Source organism: Nocardioides sp. (assembly GCF_035703625.1).
In the GTDB taxonomy this organism is placed as follows: domain Bacteria; phylum Actinomycetota; class Actinomycetes; order Propionibacteriales; family Nocardioidaceae; genus Nocardioides.
In genome coordinates this window covers 1-3220 of record NZ_DASSXS010000135.1, presented here as the reverse complement: position 1 = coordinate 3220, position 3220 = coordinate 1, and the positions used below count along the sequence as shown (strand labels likewise).

General features: G+C 70.9%; 3 protein-coding genes and 1 pseudogene. 1 reads left to right on the top strand and 3 read right to left on the bottom strand.

The features are described from left to right. The 3 genes and pseudogenes from VFN12_RS06575 to VFN12_RS06565 all read right to left on the bottom strand — a co-directional run. Nucleotides 1–207 (bottom strand): annotated as a pseudogene (locus VFN12_RS06575) (hypothetical protein); the annotation flags it as partial. Further along, the gene (gene gltX / locus VFN12_RS06570) at nt 204–1679 is read right to left on the bottom strand and encodes a glutamate--tRNA ligase (RefSeq protein ID WP_325117815.1); all 1476 of its coding nucleotides are present in this window, start codon (nt 1677–1679) and stop codon (nt 204–206) included. The gene gltX and the pseudogene VFN12_RS06575, both read right to left, overlap by 4 nt. Before the next feature lie 49 nt (nt 1680–1728). After that, nucleotides 1729–2538 (bottom strand): fumarylacetoacetate hydrolase family protein, encoded by an 810-nt coding sequence (locus VFN12_RS06565; RefSeq protein ID WP_325117814.1) that lies wholly within the window; start codon nt 2536–2538, stop codon nt 1729–1731. 37 nt (nt 2539–2575) lie between these two features. Here VFN12_RS06565 and VFN12_RS06560 point away from each other — a divergent pair. After that, nucleotides 2576–3220: 3-methyladenine DNA glycosylase (locus VFN12_RS06560; RefSeq protein ID WP_325117813.1), on the top strand; the 645-nt coding region annotated here is incomplete at its 3' end.

Here is a 3220-nt window from a genome sequence, read left to right as displayed (position 1 = left end):
GAGACCGTCGAGACCCGCCGCGAGGTCCTGGCCGTCGATGATGAACCAGGCGGTGAACGGGATGGTCCAGATCGCGGGCGCGATCACATAGACGCCGACGCCCAGCACGAGCACCCCGACCACCGGCCGCCACCAGCCGGGCCGACCACCGAGCAGGATCTGGTGGAACGGCAGGCCGCCCGTCGCCGCCCCGCGCTCGTCACTCACGCAAGCGCGCCGTCGAGACGGGCCAGGCTCCGCTCGCGTCCGAGCAGCTCGAGCGACTCGAACAGTGGCGGCGAGATCCGGCTGCCGGTCACGGCCACCCGGACCGGCCCGAAGGCCAGGCGCGGCTTGAGGCCGAGCTCCTCGACCAGCTTGGCGCGCAGCGCCTCCTCGATGGCGGCCGTGTCCCAGGCATCCAACGCGCCGAGCGCCTCCCGCGTCGCCCGTACGACGTCGCGCCCCGACTCGTCGAGCACCTTCTCCACGTCGGCCTCGTCGCGGGTGAACGACTCCTCGTCGGCGAAGAGGAAGCCGAGCAGCCCCGGGGCCTCCCCGAGCTTGTTCATCCGCTCGTTGACCAGCGGCATCGCCCGGTCGAGCAGGCGACGTTCGTCGTCGGTGACCGGGTCGGAGAGGACGCCCGCCCGCTGCAGGAACGGGATCACCCGCTCGGTCATGTCCTCGAGCGTGATCAGCCGCATGTGGGAGGCGTTGATCGCCTCGGCCTTCTTGAGGTCGAACCGGGCGGGGTTGGGGTTGACGTCCTTGATGTCGAAGGCCGCCACCATCTCCTCGAGGGTGAAGACGTCGCGGTCGGGGCCGATCGCCCAGCCGAGCAGGGCGAGGTAGTTGAGCAGCCCCTCGGGCAGGAAGCCCTCGTCGCGGTAGGAGAACAGGTGGGCCTCGGGGTCGCGCTTGGAGAGCTTCTTGTTGCCCTCGCCCATCACGAACGGCAGGTGGCCGAAGTCGGGCACCGCCTTCGACACCCCGAGCTCGACCAGCGCCCGGTGCAGCGGGATCTGCCGCGGGGTGCTGGAGAGCAGGTCCTCGCCCCGCAGCACGTGGGTGACCTCCATCAGGGCGTCGTCGACCGGGTTGACCAGCGTGTAGAGCGGGTCGCCGTTGGCCCGGCACAGCGCGAAGTCGGGCACGAACTCGGTCTGGAACGTGACGTCACCGCGGACCAGGTCGTGCCAGGTGATCTCGCCGTCGGGCATCCGGAACCGGACGACCGGCGAGCGTCCTTCCGCCTCGAAGGCGGCGCGCTGCTCCGGGTCGAGCTCGCGGCAGAAGCCGTCGTACCCCTGGACCTTGGAGCCGCTGGCCTTGCGGCGGGCGTCGACCTCGTCGGTGGTGCAGAAGCAGTCGTAGGTGAACTTCGAGTCCGCCAGCCTGGCCAGTACGTCGCGGTAGAGGTCGGTGCGCTCGGACTGCCGGTAGGGGCCGTGCGGGCCGCCGGTCAGCGGACCCTCGTCCCAGTCGAGGCCGAGCCAGCGCAGCGTCTCGAGCAGCGCGTCGTAGGACTCCTCGGTGCTGCGCTCCTTGTCGGTGTCCTCGATCCGGAAGACGAAGGTGCCCTGCCCTCCGTTGAGCGCAGCGTGGCGGGCGAAGACCCAGTTGTAGAGCGCCGCTCGGGCGAGCCCGACGTGCGGCGAGCCGGTGGGCGAGGGGCAGAAGCGGACGCGCACGTTCATTCGGGGTCCCCGTTCGACGCGGAGCGAAGCGAGCATTCGAATGGGGTGATCATCGCTTGACCACCGGGTTCGTGAGGGCGCCGAGGCCGGCGACCGACACCTCGACCTCGTCGCCGACCTCCATGGGACCGACGCCCTCAGGGGTGCCGGTGAGGATCACGTCGCCGGGCAGCAGCGTCATCACGCTGGTGATGTGGGCGACGAGGGTGGGGATGTCGAAGATCATGTCGCTGGTGCTGCCGTCCTGCTTCAGGTCGCCGTTGAGGTGGGTCTGGACGCGTACGCCGTCGGCGAAGGCCTGCGGGTCGAGGTCGGTCTCGATCCACGGGCCGAGGGGGCAGAACGTGTCGAACCCCTTGCCCCGGGTGAACTGCACGTCGCTCTTCTGGAGGTCGCGGGCGGTGACGTCGTTGCCGATCGTGTAGCCGTGGATGACGTCGGTCGCCTGCTCGGGCGGTACGTCGCGGCAGATCCGGCCGATCACGACGGCGACCTCGCCCTCGAAGTGGAGGTTCTCGGTCTGCCGGGGGTAGACGATCGGGTCGCCGGGGCCGATCACGCTGGTGTTGGGCTTGAGGAACATCAGCGGCTCCTCGGGTACGTCGTTGCCGAGCTCGGCGGCGTGGGCCGCGTAGTTGCGACCGATCCCGACCACCTTGCTCCGCGGCAGCACCGGCGCGAGGAGCCGGACGTCCTCGAGGCGGTGCTCCTGGTCGAGCGGCTTGACGCCGACGTACAGCGGGTCGCCGGCGAGGGCGACGATCACGGCGTCGTCGCCGGGCTGGCCGTACTCGTCGAGGTCGCCGGTCAGGACGCCGTAGAGGGGGTCCTCCCCCGTGGTGAATCTGCAGATACGCACGGTCTCGACCCTATCGACCGGCCCTACGCTGGTCCGCGTGGACCTGCAGGTGCTCGACGAGGCGACGTGGCGGGCGCGGGCGGAGGCGCACGCGGCCCGCGTCGACACGTTCGTCGGCCCGCACCTGGCTCGTCGCCGCGACGGCGTCAAGCACCCGGTCCACGACTTCCTGTTCACCTACTACTCGCACCGTCCAGCGCAGCTGCGCCGGTGGCACCCGGGCTACGGCGTCGCGCTGGCCGGCGGCGAGATCAGCCGAGGCTACGAACGGGTCATGTGCCCCACGGCGCCCCAGGCGTCGGCCTCAGGCCCGCTGCCCGACCTGGTGACCGTGAGCGCGTCCTTCGTCGCCGACCAGGCGGGGGTGATCGAGTCGGTCCTGGCATTGCTGCGGGCGACCGCCGGCCGGCCGGCACAGCTCGGCTGCTTCGGTCTGCACGAGTGGGCGATGGTGCACCGGACCGACCGGGTCCGGCACGACTGGCCGCTCCGGCTGGGCGGTGCGGGGACCGACCAGGTCGTGGAGTCCCACCGGATCTCGTGCTCCCACTTCGACGCGTTCCGGTTCTTCACCCCGGCCGCCCGGCCCCTCAACACGCTGTCGCCCTCCAGCGGCGACCGGGCGTCGTACGAGCAGCCCGGCTGCCTGCACGCCAACATGGACCTCTACAAGCACGCCTTC